Annotated in this window: 19 protein-coding genes and 1 pseudogene; 11 read left to right on the forward strand and 9 right to left on the reverse strand. The window is 44.0% G+C overall.

The genetic code is table 11. The features are described from left to right. Positions 1-59 precede the first annotated feature (59 nt). The 8 genes from ACERC8_RS01605 to ACERC8_RS01640 all read left to right on the forward strand — a co-directional run bounded on the left by ACERC8_RS01605 (position 60) and on the right by ACERC8_RS01640 (position 7424). On the forward strand, positions 60-1049 hold the full coding sequence (locus tag ACERC8_RS01605) for a PTS sugar transporter subunit IIB (RefSeq protein ID WP_373658160.1): 990 nt from the start codon (positions 60-62) through the stop codon (positions 1047-1049). A 260-nt stretch (positions 1050-1309) separates the two neighbouring features. Further along, positions 1310-2107 carry a PTS mannose/fructose/sorbose transporter subunit IIC gene (locus ACERC8_RS01610; protein WP_373658181.1) on the forward strand — a complete coding sequence of 266 codons (798 nt, stop codon included), beginning with the start codon at positions 1310-1312 and terminating at the stop codon, positions 2105-2107. A 16-nt stretch (positions 2108-2123) separates the two neighbouring features. Beyond that, positions 2124-3035 carry a PTS system mannose/fructose/sorbose family transporter subunit IID gene (locus tag ACERC8_RS01615; RefSeq protein WP_373658161.1) on the forward strand — a complete coding sequence of 304 codons (912 nt, stop codon included), beginning with the start codon at positions 2124-2126 and terminating at the stop codon, positions 3033-3035. 189 nt (positions 3036-3224) lie between these two features. Next, on the forward strand, positions 3225-3935 hold the full coding sequence (locus ACERC8_RS01620) for an excalibur calcium-binding domain-containing protein (RefSeq protein WP_373658162.1): 711 nt from the start codon (positions 3225-3227) through the stop codon (positions 3933-3935). Positions 3936-4036: 101 nt separating this feature from the next. Next, positions 4037-4411: a DUF956 family protein gene (locus tag ACERC8_RS01625; protein WP_373658163.1), complete on the forward strand. Its 375-nt coding sequence runs from the start codon at positions 4037-4039 to the stop codon at positions 4409-4411. Between the two features lie 210 nt (positions 4412-4621). Then, complete coding sequence (gene serS / locus ACERC8_RS01630; RefSeq protein ID WP_373658164.1) at positions 4622-5902, forward strand: serine--tRNA ligase; 1281 nt, start codon at positions 4622-4624, stop codon at positions 5900-5902. A 145-nt stretch (positions 5903-6047) separates the two neighbouring features. After that, entirely contained in the window at positions 6048-6824 is a 777-nt protein-coding gene (gene recX / locus ACERC8_RS01635; protein ID WP_373658165.1) for a recombination regulator RecX, read from the forward strand. Between the two features lie 66 nt (positions 6825-6890). Continuing rightward, positions 6891-7424 carry a DUF402 domain-containing protein gene (locus ACERC8_RS01640; RefSeq protein WP_373658166.1) on the forward strand — a complete coding sequence of 178 codons (534 nt, stop codon included), beginning with the start codon at positions 6891-6893 and terminating at the stop codon, positions 7422-7424. Between the two features lie 46 nt (positions 7425-7470). Here the strand turns inward: ACERC8_RS01640 and ACERC8_RS01645 are convergent, their stop codons facing one another. The 9 genes and pseudogenes from ACERC8_RS01645 to nusG form a co-directional block, all read right to left on the reverse strand. Beyond that, a complete protein-coding gene (locus ACERC8_RS01645) occupies positions 7471-8505 on the reverse strand; it encodes an aldose epimerase family protein (protein WP_373658167.1) in 1035 nt (344 codons plus the stop codon). Between the two features lie 384 nt (positions 8506-8889). Then, entirely contained in the window at positions 8890-9051 is a 162-nt protein-coding gene (locus tag ACERC8_RS01650; protein WP_373658168.1) for a hypothetical protein, read from the reverse strand. A 129-nt stretch (positions 9052-9180) separates the two neighbouring features. Continuing rightward, on the reverse strand, positions 9181-10062 hold the full coding sequence (locus tag ACERC8_RS01655) for a class II fructose-bisphosphate aldolase (RefSeq protein WP_373658169.1): 882 nt from the start codon (positions 10060-10062) through the stop codon (positions 9181-9183). A 121-nt stretch (positions 10063-10183) separates the two neighbouring features. Next, positions 10184-10593 (reverse strand): annotated as a pseudogene (locus tag ACERC8_RS01660) (peptide deformylase). A 25-nt stretch (positions 10594-10618) separates the two neighbouring features. Continuing rightward, a complete protein-coding gene (locus tag ACERC8_RS01665) occupies positions 10619-11896 on the reverse strand; it encodes an MATE family efflux transporter (protein ID WP_373658171.1) in 1278 nt (425 codons plus the stop codon). Positions 11897-11952: 56 nt separating this feature from the next. Then, positions 11953-13437, reverse strand: a complete 1485-nt coding sequence (gene thrC, locus ACERC8_RS01670; RefSeq protein WP_373658172.1) for a threonine synthase — start codon at positions 13435-13437, stop codon at positions 11953-11955. Between the two features lie 445 nt (positions 13438-13882). Next, positions 13883-14464, reverse strand: coding sequence for a DNA-directed RNA polymerase subunit delta (gene rpoE / locus ACERC8_RS01675; protein ID WP_373658173.1), 582 nt, complete (start codon positions 14462-14464; stop codon positions 13883-13885). Between the two features lie 419 nt (positions 14465-14883). Beyond that, complete coding sequence (locus ACERC8_RS01680; protein ID WP_373658174.1) at positions 14884-15297, reverse strand: Ohr family peroxiredoxin; 414 nt, start codon at positions 15295-15297, stop codon at positions 14884-14886. Between the two features lie 112 nt (positions 15298-15409). After that, entirely contained in the window at positions 15410-15955 is a 546-nt protein-coding gene (gene nusG / locus ACERC8_RS01685; RefSeq protein WP_373658175.1) for a transcription termination/antitermination protein NusG, read from the reverse strand. Between the two features lie 338 nt (positions 15956-16293). On the opposite strand from nusG, the gene ACERC8_RS01690 reads away from it, so the two are divergent. From ACERC8_RS01690 to ACERC8_RS01700, 3 genes are all read left to right on the forward strand, one after another. Then, positions 16294-16617 (forward strand): lactococcin 972 family bacteriocin, encoded by a 324-nt coding sequence (locus ACERC8_RS01690; protein ID WP_373658176.1) that lies wholly within the window; start codon positions 16294-16296, stop codon positions 16615-16617. A gap of 63 nt (positions 16618-16680) precedes the next feature. Continuing rightward, the gene (locus tag ACERC8_RS01695; RefSeq protein WP_373658178.1) at positions 16681-18669 is read left to right on the forward strand and encodes a DUF1430 domain-containing protein; all 1989 of its coding nucleotides are present in this window, start codon (positions 16681-16683) and stop codon (positions 18667-18669) included. Beyond that, on the forward strand, positions 18662-19291 hold the full coding sequence (locus tag ACERC8_RS01700) for an ATP-binding cassette domain-containing protein (protein ID WP_373658179.1): 630 nt from the start codon (positions 18662-18664) through the stop codon (positions 19289-19291). The genes ACERC8_RS01695 and ACERC8_RS01700 overlap by 8 nt, the downstream gene beginning before the upstream one ends. Positions 19292-19684: the final 393 nt, after the last annotated feature.

Below are 19684 nucleotides of genomic sequence, written 5' to 3' on the forward strand. Positions count from 1 at the left end.
CAATAAGAGGCTATTTTAGTCATGTCAATGAAAAATAATTTAAAGGAGGAAATTCAAGAATGGGTATCGGTATTGTTATTGCCAGCCATGGTGAGTTTGCTGCTGGCATTCACCAGTCAGGTGCAATGATTTTTGGCGAACAAGAAAAAGTACAAGTCGTGACCTTTATGCCAAACGAAGGTCCAGATGACTTGCACGCAAAAATCAGTGCAGCTATCGCTCAATTTGACGCCGATGATGAAATCCTTGTCCTCGCTGACTTGTGGAGTGGTTCGCCATTTAACCAAGCCAGCCGTGTCGCAGGTGAAAATCCTGAACGCAAGGTAGCTATCATCACAGGTCTCAACCTGCCAATGTTAATCCAAGCCTACACTGAACGTCTAATGGACGCTAGTGCTGGTGTTGAACAGGTGGCAGCTAATGTTCTCAAAGAAGCACGCGAAGGGATTAAGGTTCTACCTGAATCACTCGAGCCTGCATCAACAACTGCAGCACCAGTTGCAGCACCAGTTCGTCAAGGAGCTATTCCTGAGGGCACAGTCATCGGAGACGGCAAGCTCAAAATCAACTTGGCGCGTATCGACACCCGTCTTTTGCACGGTCAAGTGGCAACTGCTTGGACACCGGACTCTAAAGCCAACCGTATCATCGTTGCCTCAGATGCTGTCGCCCAAGATGAACTGCGTAAGCAACTTATCAAGCAAGCTGCACCAAACGGGGTGAAGGCAAACGTTGTGCCAATTAGAAAACTCATTGAAGCGGCTAAAGACCCTCGCTTTGGTGATACGAAGGCATTGATCTTGTTTGAAACACCTCAAGAAGCTCTCGAAGCTATCAAGGGTGGTGTGCCAATTCAAGTCCTCAACGTTGGTTCAATGGCGCACTCAACAGGTAAAACCATGGTCACAAACGCCTTATCGATGAATAAGGCCGATGTGGCAACGTTTGAAGAGCTACGCGACCTCGGTGTCAGCTTTGACGTTCGCAAGGTGCCAAATGATAAACCTGGCAACCTGTTTGACTTGATTAAAAAAGCAAATGTGAACTAACTCTTCTTTGTTAAACTCAAAACTGAATTCGGACTAAAAATGCTCCAAAATTTAGTCAGCTCCTAGATGGCGACACCATCGGCGGATCTGCCTACGGATTTTATCGCATTTTCTTAACGTCCTTATATCTTATGAAATTGAACACGGGTTAAATCCTGTGTGAAAAAGACCAACTCTCCTAGAAACTAGAGTTTCTTCGCCTAGTTGCCTATTTTCACTGTGGATTTTTAACACCCTTTGTATCTTACTGAAAGGATAAAATAATGGATATTTCAATTATTTCTGCTATTTTAATCGTCGTGGTCGCCTTCCTAGCTGGTATGGAAGGTGTCCTTGACCAATTCCAATTCCACCAACCCATCGTAGCTTGTACCTTGATTGGTCTGGTGAGTGGTAACCTAACTGCCGGTATCATGCTCGGTGGTACCCTCCAGTTTTTGGCTCTTGGTTGGGCTAACATCGGTGCTGCGGTAGCTCCTGACGCGGCTCTGGCTTCTGTAGCTTCTGCTATCATCTTGATCAAAGGTGGCGACTTCTCAAACAATGGTATCCAAGTCGCACAAGCCGTTGCTATCCCTCTAGCTGTTGCTGGTCTTTTCTTGACCATGATTGTCCGCACGATCTCCGTTGGTTTGGTGCACGGTGCCGACGCAGCTGCTGAGCGCGGTGACTTTGCGGCACTTGAGCGCTACCACTTGGTTGCTCTCTCTCTTCAAGGTCTGCGTATCGCTATTCCTGCGGCGCTCTTGATTGCCGTTCCTGCTGATGCTGTACGTGCCATGCTGGAAGCTATGCCTGATTGGTTGCAAGGTGGTATGGCTGTCGGCGGTAGCATGGTTATCGCGGTTGGTCTTGCCATGGTTATCAACATGATGGCAACCCGCGAAGTTTGGCCATTCTTTGCTCTTGGTTTTGCTCTGGCTGCTGTCAGCGACTTGACCTTGATTGCTCTTGGTGCCATTGGTACAGCCCTTGCCTTCATCTACCTCAACCTCTCTAAAAAAGGGGGTAACGCTGGTTCAGGTGACCCAATTGGCGACATTTTAGAAGACTACTAAGAAGGGGGATAAAAACATGTCAGAAAAAGTACAATTAACCCTGAAAGACCGTCAGAACATCTGGTGGCGTTCTCAGTTCCTTCAAGCTTCTTGGAACTACGAGCGGATGCAAAACTTGGGTTGGGCCTACACTATGGTGCCAGCCATCAAAAAACTTTACACTAAAAAGGAAGACCAGCAGACGGCACTTAAACGCCACATGGAATTCTTCAACACGCATCCTTACGTGGCAGCACCAATCGTCGGTGTTACCCTCGCTCTTGAAGAAGAGCGTGCTAACGGTGGTCAAGTAGACGATACCGCTATCCAAGGGGTTAAAATCGGGATGATGGGACCTCTCGCTGGTATCGGTGACCCTGTTTTCTGGTTTACCGTTCGCCCAATCCTCGGTGCCCTCGGTGCTTCCCTTGCCGTATCAGGAAACATCATCGGTCCAATGCTCTTCTTCATCGTTTGGAACGCCATCCGTATGCTTTTCCTCTGGTACACCCAAGAGTTCGGTTACAAATCTGGTCGTGAAATCACCAAAGACATGTCAGGTGGTATCCTTCAAGACATCACCAAAGGTGCCTCAATCCTTGGGATGTTCATCATCGCTGTTTTGGCAGAACGCTGGGTATCCATCAAGTTTGCCTTTAACGTTTCAGAAGTGCAATTAGATGATAAAGCATTTATCCACTGGGATAAATTGCCAGAAGGTAGCGAGGGAATTCGTGAAGCCTTCGCCCAAGTTGGTCAAGGTCTCTCTCAAACACCAACTAAGATAACTAGCTTCCAACAAAACTTGGACGGTCTCTTACCAGGTGTTATGCACTTGCTCTTGACCTTCCTATGTATGTGGTTGCTCAAGAAAAAAGTATCTCCAATCACCATTATTGTAGGTCTCTTCATCGTTGGTATCTTGGCACGCGTTGCAGGTATCATGTAAGATGGCAAACCCTCACTATGTGAGGGTTTTGTCGTCATTTGGGACGTGTCGCCTCTTACTTTTCCCTTTCTTTTGAGAAGATGCTGAGCACGCAACAAATTCTAACTAAGTTTTTGTTCGTCCGATTATATGATTTCTTTCGCTTTATATATTTTAATGTTATAATATAAAAAACGAAAGGAGTCTCTTATGAAAAAAATAACACCACTGAAAGCCTTCCTCTATCTTTTGGGAGGAATCTTATTGCTCAGTCTCATTATTGCTCTACTCCCCTTAGTATTCTTTTTGGGAGTAATCGGAACTTGGTACTACAGTAAACGACAACCTAATCCTGATAAGCGAAAAAAATATATCTCTTTGCTGGCTATCGGAGGGCTAGGAACACTCCTACTCGCTCCTTCATATTTCTCAGAAAATACACCAAACCAGACTAAACCAACCAGCACGGTATTAACTAGTCAATCTTCAAATTCTTCAGCGGTAAAAAAAGAAATAGGCAACAAGCAAACAGATTCTTCCTCATTTATACCTGAATCAACCACAACTACAGTATCCGAAACGGAACAAAATCAGAAACAGATTGCTGAAGTTGCTAAACAGGCTGAGGAAGAGAAACTGGCCGCTGAAAAAGAGGAAGCTGAGAGAAAAGCGGCTGAAGAAGCTGCTAGAAAAGCTGAGGAGGAGCGACTGGCTGCTGAACTAGCAGAAGCTCAACATCAAGCAGAGGAACAAGAGGCGACTATAGTTTCTCAGCAACAGGGATTTGTTCAAGCTCCTGCTACAGTTAGATATGCAAACTGTTCTGAAGCCAGAGCTGCCGGGGTCACGCCGATTTATTTAGGTGAGCCTGGTTACAGCCGAAAATTAGACCGAGATGGGGACGGAATTGCTTGCGAATAATCGTCACTGTTCCCACCTAACTGTGCCTCCCCAATTCAGCTAACTCTGGTAAGGCAGGCTAAAACCTCATAATTTCAAAGAAACAAAACAAGGAGGAGCCTATGGCACAATCACTCAACACAACTGTTCTTTTTCAAACAACTGGCGTGTCCTACGCAGACATCGGTAGCAAGGTCGGCAAATTTCTCATTGGCGACAAAGCAATCGAATTTTACCCAGACACCAATGTCGAACGCTACATCCAGATTCCTTGGGGCAACATTCAGCATATCGGTGCGAACGTTCATGGAAAAACCGTTAGCCGACATTTTGAAATCCAAACTGACAGCGGAAAATTCCTCTTTGCCAGCAAGGACTCTGGTAAGATTCTGAAAATCGCTCGAGAGAAGCTTGGTAATGATAAGGTGATTAAATTGCCAACACTCTTGCAGACAATCGGTAAAAAAATCAAGCAAGTATTTGCCAAATCGTCCTAAATCAGGTATAATAAGACTAACGGATAAGTAGTGTGTCCTTTTCTTTCAGAAAGTCTGCGGTAGCTGTGAGCAGATAGAAAAGACAGATGAAATTCTACCGTGTAGACAACTCAATCACCAATCAAGGCACTTGTGCGAAGCTGGATGGAACCGCGTGAACACGCTCCAGCAGAAACACTGGTGCTGTTTTTATTTCAAAGGAGGACTCTTATGTTAGACATCAAACGACTACGTACTGATTTTGACGGTACCGCTAGCAAACTCGCCCAACGTGGGGTGGACCGCAAGGTCTTAGAAACCCTCAAAACCTTGGACGAAAAGCGCCGTGAGCTCTTGGTCCAGTCTGAAGAAGCTAAGGCCAAGCGCAACAAGGCTTCCGAGGCCATTGCAACTGCCAAACGCAACAAAGAAGATTCCAGCAGCCAAATCGCTGCCATGCAAGAGCTAGGGGCTAACATCAAAGCGATTGACGCTGAATTGACCAGCATTGATGAGCAAATCAGCCAGACCATCGCTATCCTGCCAAATACTGCCCACGATAGCGTCCCTGTGGGAGCAGATGAAGAAGACAATGTGGAGGTCCGCCGTTGGGGGACACCACGCACCTTTGACTTTGAACCCAAAGCTCACTGGGATCTGGGTGAAGACCTCGACATCCTAGACTGGGAACGTGGGGCAAAAGTCACAGGCAGCCGCTTCCTCTTCTACAAGAAATTAGGAGCGCGATTAGAGCGCGCCCTCTACAACTTCATGCTGGACGAGCACGCCAAAGAAGGCTATCAGGAAATCGTGCCCCCTTATCTGGTCAACCGTGACTCCATGTTTGGCACTGGTCAGTATCCAAAATTCAAGGAAGACACCTTTGAAATCGCAGACGAAGAACGTCCACTGGTACTGATTCCGACAGCCGAAGTCCCTCTGACCAACTTCTACCGCAACGAGATCATCGACGGCAAGGATTTGCCGATTTACTTCACCGCTATGAGCCCATCTTTCCGCTCTGAAGCAGGCTCAGCTGGTCGTGACACCCGCGGTCTCATCCGCCTTCACCAATTCCACAAGGTAGAGATGGTCAAATTTGCCAAGCCAGAAGAGTCTTACGAGGAATTGGAAAAAATGACAGCTGACGCCGAAAACATCCTCCAAAAACTGGGACTCCCTTACCGCGTTCTTGCCCTCTGCACAGGCGACATGGGCTTCTCAGCGGCTAAGACCTATGACTTGGAAGTCTGGATTCCAGCCCAAAATGCCTACCGTGAAATTTCCAGCTGTTCCAACACCGAAGATTTCCAAGCCCGTCGTGCCCAAATCCGCTACCGTGACGAAGACGGCAAGGTCAAGCTTCTCCACACCCTCAACGGTTCAGGCTTGGCAGTCGGTCGCACCGTAGCAGTCATCCTTGAAAACTACCAAAATGAAGACGGTTCTGTCACTATCCCAGAAGTCCTACGCCCTTACATGGGGGGGGCAGATACAATTACCGCACCATAACCCAAGAAAATGCACAAGAACAGGAAACCTGATTGCCTGTTCTTGTGCGTTTTTTCCTATTGGATAACGGTTTAACAAGCGATTTACAAGGCTACAAGATTACCCTGATTGTTAGCTGCACCGCTTTTTTGCTATAATGGAAGACATGAAGATTACTAAACTTGAAAAGAAAAAACGCCTTTACCTACTAGAACTAGATGATACAGAAAGACTTTATATCACAGAGGATACCATTGTTCGGTTCATGTTGACCAAGGGCAAGGACATTACCGATGTGGAACTAGAGGACATTCGCCAGTTTACGCAATTTTCCTATGGTAAAAATCTCGCCCTCTATCACCTATCCTTCAAGCAACGAACAAGCAAGGAAGTCCGTGATTACCTGATGAAACATGAGATTGACGAAGATATCATCTCGACCGTCATTGACAGCCTGACTGCCGATAAATGGCTGGACGATGCCCGCTATGCCCAGCAACTGATTCAAGGCAATCTCTATTCTGGTGACAAGGGGCCATTTGCACTGAAACAAAAACTGATACAAAAAGGAGTTCCGCTGAGAGTGATTGAGGCTGCCTTAGAGGAGTCTGATTTTACCGAGGTTGTTGAACGGCTCGTCAACAAGGCCATCCGAAAGTACAGTGGTAAGCTACCGCAAAAGGCGCTCAAAGACAAGCTCACCCAACACCTACTCAACAAGGGTTTCTCCTATCAGACCGCCAGCTCTGCCATTGCGTCAGCAACAATCGATACCGACGAAGAGAGAGAGGGCGAACTCCTGCTGGCGGAACTCGAGAAACAAGAGCGAAAATACAGCAGAAAATACGATGGCTATGAACTGAAACAGCGGGTAAAGCAGGCCTTAGCTCGGAAAGGTTATTCGTTTTCCGCCATCGACCGTGCTTTTCGGGATTATTTTTAGTGCGTTTTTAATCAGATTATGGTAAAATAATGATGTGGATAAACTTTTTAGAAAGTTGGTAAGCGGATGAAGTTACCTAAAGAGGGCGACTTTATTTCGATTCAGAGTTATAAGCATAATGGCCAGCACCATCGCACTTGGCGAGATACCATGATTCTAAAAACCACTGAGCATGCGGTTATTGGGGTCAACGACCACACTCTGGTCTTGGAAAATGATGGGCGGCGCTGGGTAACACGAGAACCAGCTCTGGTCTATTTCCATAAGAAATTTTGGTTTAATGTAGTTGCCATGATTCGAGATGAGGGGATTTCTTATTATTGCAATATGGCTAGCCCGTATATTCTCGACCAAGAGGCGCTCAAGTATATCGACTATGACCTCGATGTCAAAGTATTTACTGACGGGACAAAAAAGCTGCTGGATATTGAAGAATATGAGCAGCATCGTCGTCAGATGGGCTACCCTACTGATTTGGACTTGATTCTAAAGGAAAATGTGAAAATCCTCGTTGACTGGATCAATCAAAAAAAAGGCCCCTTCTCAGAAGAATACGTTAAGATTTGGTACAATCGCTATCTGGAATTGAAAGGTTGCTAACCCTAAAAAGCCACCAGCTGTCTCGCTGGTGGCTTTTTAGAACTTATTAGTCAATCCTGTCAAAATCGTAGGTGATCGTGTAGCGGGCAGTCTGACCTGCTTTCAAAATAATATCCCCAAAATCAGCATGGTTGACCGCATCAGGTAAGGTTTGGGCTTCCAGAGCGATTCCTTCATGTTTCAAGTTTTCTCGCCCATTGCTTCGGCTGAAGACGACACCTTCTTCAGGGAAGTTAAAACTGTAAACCACCAGACCATTACGCTCAGAGTAAACGGTGACCTGATTACCACTCATCTGGTCAGTCAAGATAGCAATAGGATTGGTCTCAGGAACAAGGACCTCAAAGGCATCATCTAACCCACCTGTGAGGCTGATTGCCTCAATGACTGATGTGCTCTTCCGAAAATCATAAGGCGTTCCTGTGACATCCAGACGTCGCCCTGTCGGAATCAAATGCTCATCTGTTTCAAGCCGGGCATTAGCAGCGATAAACAAGGTATGCCGCGCTAAATTATCCTGCTCACCTAAGTTAAAGTAAACATGATTAGTCGGATTGAAGAGGGTATCACTGGTCGCCTCACTACCCTCATAAGTCACAGTGAGACGGTCGTGATCATCCAGCAGATAAGTTGCAGTGATGGTCATATCTCCAGGAAAGCCATCAAGGACAGCCAAGGACCGATAGCTGAAACGAACGCCAGACTTACCTGGTTCTTCGATAATCCCGTAATCCCAGACTTGGCGGTGAAGACCATAAGGTCCACCATGTAGGGTATTCCCGTTATTATTGGTTGGTAAATGGCAGAGCTCACCATTGATTATGGCTTGACCAGCCTTTATCCGACCAGCCACCCTACCGACTGTCTGACCAGCACAGATGCCATTTTTAAGGTAGTCACTAGGCAACTCATGTCCTAAGACTAAATTAGTCAATCGACCATCAGGTTGAGGGAAATAAAAACTTTGCCAAGTCGCTCCCAAGGTCAGAAAATCCGCCCGAGTTCCTCGGCGATTTGACAAGGTAATTTGATGAATCTCCTGCCCATCAATCGTTTCGATAAGACGTGTACTAACTGCCATAAATGCTCCTTTTGACATAATAAATTTTATATATCTATTGTAACCCTTTTTAAGTTTTTTTTCAAATGAAAATTTGAAAACGATTAACTCGTTTACGAAGTAACCTAACAGGCAGTATAAGAAATCAGCTCAGCTATTTACCGTATCACTAAAAAGTACCAAAAACAAAAGGTGTCAAGTCATCTTGCCTGAGGAGAGATAACCCTTTGTTAAACAAACCTTCCCAAGGTACTCACCTGATTGAAGAATGGTCACGTGATTTGGAAAAATCATAGCCATAAGACCGAAAAACCAGGTTGTTGGATACCAGACCAGCATAACTTCAGTAATAAATCGTCGGTTATTGCCACGATCTTGATAGCGCCGTTTATATTCTTGCCTCAATCACCAGGACGGGACCGCCACATGAAAAGTCTGATCCGACCATGTTCGCATGGCCAACAGCAACCACAGCATCATGTTAATCGCAACTAGCACCAGATAACCTTTTTCATGATAAAACTTAGCTTGTTGAACATATTTTTTCTTGTATCCTTTAGAACTCAATGGTCGTCGGATAGCTTTTCGTTGCTCCTTTGTCAGCAGATGCCTTACTTGCTCACCAACATAGATAATTTTCTGCCATGTTTGCTAGATTAAAAAAAGCAATCCGAAAATTGCTTTTTTCTGAAATGACTACGCTTTATTGGCTGAACCAAAGACATCGATACGCTCTTCTACCATACCTTGAACAGCTTTCACGCCGTCTGCAAGGAATTTACGTGGGTCGAAGAGTTTTTTCTTGTCGTACTCAGCTTTGTTAGCAGAGTAGTCAGACGCAAACTTAAGCGTTGCTTCTGTGAAGGCAATCTGTCCTTCAGTGTTCACGTTAACTTTAGCCACACCAAGACGAATCGCTTCTTGGATTTGCTCATCAGGGATACCTGAACCACCGTGAAGAACGATTGGCGTGCCAGGGATAGCTTCTGTCAATTTCTTCAAGTGTTCAAGGTCAAGACCCTCCCAGTTTTCTGGGTATGGGCCGTGGATGTTACCGATACCAGCTGCCAAGAAATCAATACCAGTTTCAACCATAGCGATGGCATCTTCAATTGGAGCAAGTTCACCCTTACCAACGATACCGTCTTCCTCACCACCGATAGTACCAACTTCAGCCTCAACAGAGATCCCTTTTGAGTGTGCAAGAGCAACCACTTCGCGAGCTTTTGCAAGGTTTTCCTCAACTGGCAAGTGAGAGCCGTCAAACATGATAGAGGTGTAACCAACCTCGATACACTCCAAAGAGTCTTCGTAGTGACCGTGGTCAAGGTGGATGGCAACAGGAACAGTGATGTTCATAGACTCAATCAAGTTCGCAATCAAGTTACGAGCAACCTTGTAACCACCCATGTACTTAGCCGCACCCATAGATGTTTGGATAAGCACTGGCGCTTTTTTGGCTTCTGCACCACGCAGGATAGCCTGAGTCCACTCAAGGTTGTTGGTGTTAAATCCGCCGACAGCGTAGCCGTTCTCACGCGCCGCTTTGACAAATTCTGCTGCTGAAACTAATGGCATGTTATAGCCTCCTTTATTTTTTGGGCAATAGCAGAGCTAAACCCTTACTCGTTCATTCTATCACATTTTGGTAAAAATTTCTAGTCCCTGAGTAGAAATTTCTCCTTAACCAACGACACCCTCAAATCAAAATACCATCTAAATGATTCAATTCATGCTGACAAATCTGAGCTGGAAAATCGGTCAGGGTCAGCGTTTGCTCCTGCCATTGCTGATTGAAAAAGCGTACCCTTCTCTCACAATAACGTGTCGTTTGTCGACTTCCTGACAAGGACAAACAGCCCTCTTGGGTCTCGTAGGGCTGGCTCTTGCCTAGCAAAACAGGGTTGTACATGACCAGACTAGAAAACCCAAGTCGATAATAATAACGCGTTTATGGTAACCAATCATATTAGCCGCTAAGCCAACACAACGGTCCTTATTCGCAACTAACATCGCCTGCAATTCTTAACCAATAAAACAATCTGCCTTGGTGGCAGGCTTGCTTGGCTGACCAAGAAAAAAGACATCTGTCACAATTGATTTCATCATTGTATTTCTCTTTCTATTTATGATTTTAGGAAACCTTCCCTGACTGCCCTTTTAACCAACGACGATAGCGGCAGTAGAGAAAGAGGGTGCGCCAAAGATTATCCAAGGTAATAGCCAGCGACACCCCCCATAGCCCGAGACCAAGTTCAATCGCCATCAGATAGCCCCCCAGTACCCGAACTAGCCACATGCCGATGCTTGTTGCTACAAATGGTAATTGAGGACGTCCCAAACCTTGCCAAGTCGCTGTAAAAATCTGTGTTCCAGCCGTCACAGGAAACTCCAGCACGGAAAAAAGCAGAATAATCCTTGCGTAGCTGGTTACAACAGCCTCTTTGGTAAAGAAGCTAAGCCAATAATCTCCAAAGCCCCAAACGATTAAGCTCGTCAACGCCATCATCGCAATAGTGAGGTAATAGGATTGATGGACTAAGCCATTGAGCTTCTCCTGCTGATGACGATCGTTAGCCACTAAAATCACCGTCGCCACAGCCATCCCCAAGGCTGGCAGGTAACTAAACTGGATTAAGGTTTCGCCAATCGCATGCCCAGCCACGGCTTCCGTTCCTAGCTTCACCACCACGCCAATCAGCACCACGTCACCAGCTCGCATCATCAACCGCTCACCGACGAGTGGCAGTGACTGGTGCCAGAGAGGATTTTCTTTTTTGAGCAATAGCTGGTGCACTGTCGGACGCGAATCAAGTGAATGCCAGAGCAAGCCCACACCGAGGGCTCGTGACAAAACCGTTCCTAAAGCTACTCCGACCACTCCTAAATCCGTCGTCTTTAAAAATAAGCCGGATAAAACTAGATTGACTAGATTAACAAAGATACTAACCCAGAACGGAAGATTCGGCTGCCCTTGCGCACGAATGAGGCTGCTCAAACTCATCATCAGCCCCAATAAAACAGTTGCTCCACCCACAACACCAATGTAGGACTGACCAAGCCTTAAGACATGACCTGATAATCCTAAGCCTGATAAAAAATAACCGCCAAAAAGTAAGGTTCCCAATCCCAGCAACACTCCAACGAGAGCTGTCAAAACGACCGTTTGTCCGATGAAAGCAACCTTGTCAGCAGCTTTAGCCTGCCTTGCAACAAGACTGCTGGCTGCTGTAGCTAAACCGACAAAAACTGCCTGATAAATACTGAGCACATTGTTGGCAACCGAAACAGCAGAAACGGCGACAATTCCCAGCTGAGCCACCAAATAAGCATCCACCGTCCCCATCAACATTTGCAGGACATTCTCTCCCATGGCGGGAAGAGCGATGCGCAACAATTTTTTATAATACATAATTCTCCAAAAAAGAGCTCAGACATCTGTCCTCGCTCCTCTATAAGTCATAATTCTCACAAACCCAGATAGCTCTCTACCGCTGCTTGCATGTCAGCGACTGCCACCACCTTGTCGTGGCGGATGGTAGCGGTCTGCAAACCATCAACAGCTTTTGGCAAAGCCACCTGAGAGATGTCTATTAGCTCCTCTACGGCAACAAAGTCGTCCCCGCTGTCTACTCCTGTGATGGCAGAGACGGCTACGCGTGGGAATTTATAGGGACTCGCTGTCGAAGCAATCACGGTTGGGGTCTCATCTCCTGTCCGTGTACGGTAAGCTTGGTAGACGCTGGACGCCACTGCTGTATGCGGGTCTTGGACATAGCCCATTTCCTCATAGAGGCGTTTGATGTCAGCTGCAGTTTGCTCTTCTGTGGCAAATCCCGCCTCAAACAAGTCCCAGATAGCAGGATCAAACTCAGTCAGGCTATACTCCCCAGCTATCGCTAGCTGCTCCATCAGCTCCTTGGTCTTAGCTGTGCTATTGCCCACCAAATGGAAAATCAAGCGCTCCAAGTTAGACGATACCAAGATGTCCATAGATGGGCTGGTCGTCACACGAAAGTCTCGCTTCTTGTCATAAGTTTTGCTGGCAAAAAAGTCGGTCAAGACCTTGTTGTCATTAGACGCACAAATCAGCTTGTGGACAGGCAGACCAATCTGACGAGCATAGTAGGCCGCGAGAATGTTCCCAAAGTTGCCCGTCGGAACAGCGATATTGATCGCATCACCTGCTGCAATCTCTCCTTTCGCCACCAGCTGGGCATAGGCATAGACATAGTAGACAATCTGTGGCACCAAGCGACCAATGTTCATGGAGTTGGCAGAAGAGAACTGATAGCCCGCCTGCACCAAACGCTCCCGCAGCGTCTCATCATTAAACATCTGCTTGACCGCCGTCTGGGCATCGTCAAAATTCCCCTCGATCGCCACCACGTGAGTGTTAGCCCCTGTCTGCGTGGTCATCTGCAATTCCTGAATCTTAGAAACCCCACCTTTAGGGTAAAAGACGATAATGTCTGTACCTGCTGCATCTGCAAAGCCAGCCATAGCCGCCTTGCCCGTGTCACCAGAAGTCGCCGTCAGGATAACGATTTTCTTGTCTGTTCCCTGCTTGAGGCTCGCAGTGGTCAACAGATACGGCAAAATAGACAGCGCCATATCCTTAAACGCAATGGTGGACCCATGAAACAGCTCAAGGATATAGCTATTGCCTTCCTTGCGAATGGGGGCAATGGCAGAGCTAGTAAACTTGTCATCATAGGCAGATTGAATGCAGTGCGCCAGCTCTTCTGGCGTGAAATCATCCAAAAAAGCTGACAAAATCAGCTGAGCCACCTCTTGGTAGCTGGCCGATGACAGGTGATCCCAGTCCAGATGAACAACAGGCAAATCCGTCGGTGTAAAGAGCCCACCGTCCGTCGCCAAACCTTGCAAAATGGCCTGACTAGCAGTGACACGGTTTTTTGCATCACGAGTTGATTGGTAAAGTAATGGCATATTCGTCCTCAACATATCTTTTTTACCATTATACCATACCTAAAAACTAATCACAAAAAGGCGCGTCTCCGATTTCCCTCCCAAGATAGCTGACAAGAATAAATCAAATTCAGTCTAATTGACTAGATGGCTTAGCATAAGATGGTTAACAACTAGTTTCTGTTGCCAAGTAACACTCTCTAGCGATAACTTGATTTTCTGAAAGATACCTGCACCTTTCCACAGCAATTGCTATGGCTAGAAGCAAAAAGACTTAGTCCTGTAACATCCAGAACCAAGTCCTTAACTAGGCTGTTTTGACTGACTTATCTGACTCGTAGCACGATGCTAAAATAAACCATTCGGTACGAGAGACGTTACCCTATGCTCTACTACCGAACAAGGTGCCATAAGCTAAAGCTATGATTAGTTCAAAAGTGCCTTGTCCACGCAGACAAGAGAAGTCTTAAACCTCTTCATCTTCTGAAAAATCATCCTCGTCATCAAGGGCAACACTGCTGTCGTCATCATCAAGCGGGGCATCGATGTCAATTTCGTTTAGCTCGCTATCATAACTGTCAACTTCAGATTTTTCATCGTCAGCATTATCATCGTCATACTCTAACTCTTGGTCATCACCACGACCATAGTCTTCATCTTCTGGGTCATCATCGCTGTAGTCGATGTCATCATCACCAGCAAGCGCATTAACGCGTTTTTTCTTACGTTTTGGCGCGTCCTCGTCGTCATCATTGTCTTCCAGCGTGATGATTTCCTCATCAATTTCGTCGATAGCATACCACGAACGCAGACCCCATTTGTTTTCACCGAGGGGAATAAAGCTACCGTCAGTATTTAAATCAGCATAAAAATAAGGTAAGGCTGAACGAATCTCCGCATCGGTTTTTTCTAGGTAGCGTTGAATGTCATTGACCAAGTCACTGAAAAACATCTCGTTATCACGACCACGCTCTTCTAAAATGGCTCGGGCAACTTCAATCATTGAAAGTTCTGTTTTTTCTTGTCCTGCAAATACGTCTAATGTCAAGGTGTGCTCCTTACTGTCTTGGCAGTCGCCAGTTTTATCCATTCTTTCATTTTACGATAAAATGCATATTTCGTCAAATGATTTTAGTTAACTGATAAGGCTAGGGCAGCTTATTGCTCCACTTTTTATCGTCAATTAAACCAGACACAGTGTTTGAGTGCTTCAAGGCGTACGGACCTTGAAGGAGGGAAATCACAAGCTGCACAGCAACTAGCCCCTAAAATGCGCTGATACTATCAACTTTTACAGCTCTCACGACTGTAGCGAGCTCTGCGCGCTCAATCTGCCTCTTCAAACAGGCATCTTTGGGCTGCCTCTCGTTCCCTGATGTCAAGAATTGCTCCTCCACCAAATCACTCCTCTGGCTGGCGAGGGCATCGAGAGGTCGTGTAACGGCTCATCAGCTAAGGGAATCGCTCTTAAACAGCGGTAACCGTCACATCTATATTACCCGCAACAGCTTTTGAATAAGGGCACACCGTATGAGCAAAATCTAGTAGTTCCTGACTCTCGGACAAAGTAAGTCCCTCGATATGACCCTCAATCGCAACACCCAGCTGAACATTTGGCAAATCCGCTGCTGGCAAAGCGTAAAGTGTAACAGTGGCTGAAACTGTTGCCTCTGCCACAATATCTTTTTGTTTAAGAACAGCATACAAAGCACCGTTAAAACACGACGCATAGCCTGCTGCAAATAACTGTTCTGGGTTTGTTGCGCCTTCTTGCTTAGTGCCTGGTTGGACTACCGTTGCCTGAAAAGACTTATCCTCTGTAAAGGCTTGTCCGACACGACCTCCCGTGTTGTAGACTTTGGTACTATAGATGCTTTTCATTTATATTCCTCATTTCGTTATTCTTATCAGTCGCCGAACGATGTCCGTACCCTTGTTTAACGGTATCTCTAAGTTTGCCTGAACCAGAGATAACTAGCCGTTAGCACTGACCTTACAACTCTGCAATCTGATAAAGTTCCAACTCTGCTGCGATTTCTGTACCAAACATGTTGATCATCATCTTGACTTTGTTATTGTCAATGTCAACCACACGCCCTTCTTGTCCCATAAAGGCGCCATCGATAATCTGAACCATGTCTCCTGGATTAATGTTGGTGTCGATAATGTCCACACTTTGTCCCATTGATACCAAAATGGCTCTGATTTCTTCTTCCAAGAGCGGGGTCGGTTTTGAACGGTTTCCGTGAGAGCCGACAAACCCTGTGACGTTTGGGGTGTTCCGCACCACGAACCAAGCCTCATCAGTCATGACCATCTCAACCAAGACATAGCCTGGGAAACGATTTTCTTCGACAGCTTTTGTTTCACCATTTTTTTCAACGTTGACCGTCTGTGTCGGAATCTCCACGCGCAAAATATTCTCAAGCATATTATAGGTTTGCGCTCGTTGTAAGAGGTTCTCTTTAACCTTATTTTCATATCCTGAGTAGGTTTGTAGCACAAACCAACCCTTATCAAAACTATCTAATAGTGACATGTCACATCTCCTTTGTTAATTGATTGTTTAGAAAAAAGCCTTTCGGCTGTCTGGTTACTTTTATTGTATCATAAAACCAGCAAAAGTCCTAGCCTTTTACCCCCATAATTTTATCTTAAGCCAATCCATCATGACACAAGAACGCATATCTTAACGCATATCTTATGGTATAGATTTGTACATGAAAACGAAAAAATGAGTAGATTTATTTGACATTTTTAAAAAAACATGATACCATGAAAGCGAATCCAAATTAGGTTTAGTGTTAGAGAGGAGGCGTTTTAGGAAAAATAACTACGCCAAAATCCCATATCTTTATTTTAGAAAGGAATTATATTATGAAAAAGATTAAAAATGCCTTATATACATGTATCTTAGCTGGTGCTATTGTTATTTCTAGTGGCTTGATTGCTAGTGCAGTTGAAGTCGACGGTGGCACATGGAACTATGGTTACGGGACTTTTTATACCTATTCAAATTATTATCACTCACACAATAAGCACGGTGCCAAAGTGGTCAATCGTAATAATGGAGCAAAAAACTGGGCTAATGCAGGTTCAGGTGTTTGGGCGTACTCCTCTATAGGAAATGTTTGGGACCCTGCTTCATTTTATTACCATCCGGTTAATCACTATGATTCTAATGGCAATGCTATTTGGTAACGGAGGAAGAGAGGTCATTTGCCCTCTCTTTTAGCCATTTTAGTCCTATAGTTGAGGTGACCTATGTATAAACGATTGAACAGACTGCTTTTACTCGTCACGTTTTTAGTGTTAACTGTTCTAGGTCTTGTTTTTATTCAACATTATGGAAATGAGATTTCTTACGGGTACTCAGAGATTATTTTTGTGGAAAAATCTACGATTGATCTTCCAGAACAGTTAGAAAAAATTAGTAAAGAAGAAGGTCTAATTCTGGCAAGGAGAATTGTTTCTCCGAAAAATAATGACACAGGTTTATTGGAAAATACTTATGTGCCGATTGGAGGCGAACGGTTACCTGATATTTTCCCGATACAAAGCGATGCCCAATTCATTCGTGATAGTCCCCATAATACTTTATATGTTATTGTCGACGGAAATTTAACAGCCTACCAACTTAGCCAGCGCTTAAATGAACTTGGCAATCAAGTGGTGGTTTTTCCAACAAACCAGCATTTTGCTTTGCTAAGGTTAATGTTGACAATACCACAGAGTATAATGATTGCCTTAGTTGTTTTGGTGGTCTATGCAACGCTAATATTATCGGACTATATATCAGAACTAAAAAATATTGGTGTTAAACGGCTATCTGGTCAAGGAAAATATGATATTGCTTTACAAGAGGTCACTACCTCAAGCCTATTTATTATTTTATTGTTTCTTCTCCATATTTTGGGGGTTATTAGTTTCTTATCCGCTACAGGCATGTTAACCCTGATAGCTTTCTTTATTGTTTTTTCTCCTTTGATAGTATGGACGATTTTATTGTTAGGGATTAATTTTTTTCTGTCTCACTTGTTTTATCATATCCTTCAACAACAACCAATTATTCATGCCATCAAGGGAAAAGTTCCCGTTCGATTGATGGCTATATTAGTCTTGGTCATACAGCTACTAAGCCTAGTATCGGTGATGTCTAGTGTTTATGGTGCGACAGGAATTCAGAATGACTTAAACACACTTTCTGCTGGTTACCAAGAATGGTCGAATAAATCAGATTTTTATCAACTGACTTCTTTAGATGACGGGGGCATGGTAAACAGCCAACAATGGGAAGCCTTTATTAGTGATTTGCTAAGTGAAGTTCCGACATTATCGGTGGAAACAACCTTAGATCATATGGCTATGATTGATACCCCAAATAAAGGGAGCTTTTCCCCAACACCAGAGAACGTATCGAATGTTATTTATGTCAATGAACAGTTTATAGAAGAAGTCTCCCTGAATTTAGATAAGGAGACAAAAGCAAGGATCGCTAACTTGAAAGAGCATGATCGACTTGTTTTATTACCTCAAGAGGTGAATCAATTTGATAATTTGTCTAAGGCATGGCGGACCTTTTTAGAGCGAGGTTTCTTACCTGATAATATCCCCTATGAAAACCCTTATCCAGATTCAGTCCTCAGTTTTGCTAGCTATAACGGGGGAGAAAAAGTCTTTGTCTTTCCTGTGTTTTCAAGCGTTGGGCAACTTTGGTCGAATGAAGTTTTTGTTAAGTATCCCATTATAGTTATTGAAAAAATTTCAGTTGAAAATTTTATACCCTCAAATATTTTAGTCGCTTCGCCTGAAAAGGTTTTAGAATTAATCAAAAAACATCAGATGACATCGGCATTAGGAGCTTTAACAAATGGGAAATATGCCATCTTACAAAAAATACAACAGTTAGAAATAAAACGTAATAGTTTGTTTACAGTTATGCTTGTTGGTGGTATTAGCTCACTACTATTAATAAAATTGTTAGTAACAATCTATTTTTATCAAGGGCGTAGAGAATTTTTGATCAAACGGTTGGCTGGCTATTCTTTACTGGCTTTACATCGCTTACCTCTGATGTTAATGCTAATCATCCATTTGTGTCTGTCACTCATTGCATTCTTTATAGGATTCTCTATTACTATTGTCATGGTACCTATTGCTTATCTGTTATGTTCACTCATTGTATTTTTTGTGGTTATGCAAAAAGAAAAAGGAATTTACGTCCGTTATTTAAAAGGAGGCCAGTATGATTGAACTTCGTCAAGTAAGTAAGTCTTTTGAGGAAAAAATCTTATTTTCAAAATCAGATTATTATTTCGAGAGAGGGAAAACATATGGTATAGTAGGTGAGTCTGGAACTGGAAAAACAACTTTGCTCAATATTATTGGTAAGCTAGAATCGGTTGATGAAGGAGAGGTTTTTGTGGATGGCACTCCGTTAAAGAATATTAAAGAAAAAGTTTATTTTAAGGATTATGTTAGCTACCTTTTTCAAAATTATGGGTTAATGGATAATAGAACAATTAAAGAAAATTTAGACTTAGCCTTTATTGGTAAAAAATTGGATGAAGCAGAGAAAAAGCAGCAAATGCTCCGTGCGCTACAAGAGGTAAATCTATCTTTAGATTTAAGTAGAAAAATTTTTTCATTATCTGGTGGAGAGGCTCAGAGAGTAGCGATTGCTAAAACCATCTTAAAAGATTCCCCAATTCTATTAGCTGATGAACCGACAGCTTCGCTAGATGCAAAAAACGCTCAGGAAATTATTAAACTCATACTCGGTCTGAAGACAACTAATCGTCTGATCATTATCGCTACACATGACCCAAATGTTTATAATAAAATGGATGTTATGATTAACATGGATAGGGGGTAAAATAATTTTATGAAGTTTGGATTGCTTTTCATTTTTCTTCAAAGTTTAATTTTCATTCAATCACTTTTTCTAGTTTTAACACAATTTCCATCCATAAGACAGCCGACGAAGTTATTTATTTTGTTAATTCTTCTATGGAGTTTCATTTCCTTGCTCATTAGTTTATACCAGTATGTTAAGGAAGATAAGGACTAAAAACCTCTTATGTTGACAAAAGAAGTGTAGACAAATTTCAGCTCTACAGTCTCTAGTGGATAAGACCACCACAGAGACTGTAGAGCTTTTTGAACAATGGAAAAGGCACATATGAAACAAAGGGCTCTTTGTCAACTGTAGTGGGTTGACCCACTTAACACCGAGAGAGGACAGTTCTTGTCTTCTCTCGTTTTATGT

Origin of the sequence: Streptococcus sp. E29BA (assembly GCF_041807805.1) — a bacterium.
Classification (GTDB): Bacteria; Bacillota; Bacilli; order Lactobacillales; family Streptococcaceae; genus Streptococcus; species Streptococcus entericus.